The following is a 449-nucleotide window of genomic DNA, read 5'->3' as shown; positions in this document are numbered from 1 at the left end:
TTCTGCATTAGCTGGAAGGTGCGATCCAGCGGGACTTCCACAATCGTGCCTCCGCCCGTCGGCCCGGTGCTGACCCGGATCAGGCCCTGCACTTCCAGCGACTTGAGTGCCTCGCGGATCGTGCTCTTGCTGACCGAGAACATCTGCTGCAGCTTGACCTCGTGCGGCAGCTTGTCGCCCGGACGCAGGTTGCGCTGGGTAATCAGCCGCTTGAGCTCTTCCGCCACCAGGTCCGCGCGCTTTTGCTTGCGGATCTCGATGGCTCCGGTCTTGCCCTCCCGAAACATCGCCATTGCTCTTTCCTTGTCATGCGCCGCAAGCCATGCCGGCTTGGGGTGCTTGCATTCTAACCACCCGTGATGGCGGTCTTGCGCGCGCCGCCGGATTGCCCCCTCTCTGTGCATGCTGCCTGGTTGGCTGGCATGCCTGCACCGTTTCCGCAGCCTGCC

General features: G+C 63.7%; 1 protein-coding gene. It reads right to left on the bottom strand.

Annotation, left to right across the window (positions count from 1 at the left end; all coding sequences use genetic code 11):
* A partial coding sequence (locus tag J8I82_RS37960; RefSeq protein WP_209765790.1) for a FadR/GntR family transcriptional regulator occupies positions 1-293 on the bottom strand: 293 nt, incomplete at its 3' end.
* Positions 294-449: the final 156 nt, after the last annotated feature.

The sequence above is a fragment of the Cupriavidus consociatus genome (genome assembly GCF_017814975.1).
In the GTDB taxonomy this organism is placed as follows: domain Bacteria; phylum Pseudomonadota; class Gammaproteobacteria; order Burkholderiales; family Burkholderiaceae; genus Cupriavidus; species Cupriavidus consociatus.
Note: the sequence above shows the minus strand (reverse complement) of the source record. Positions and strands in the feature narration are given on the sequence as shown.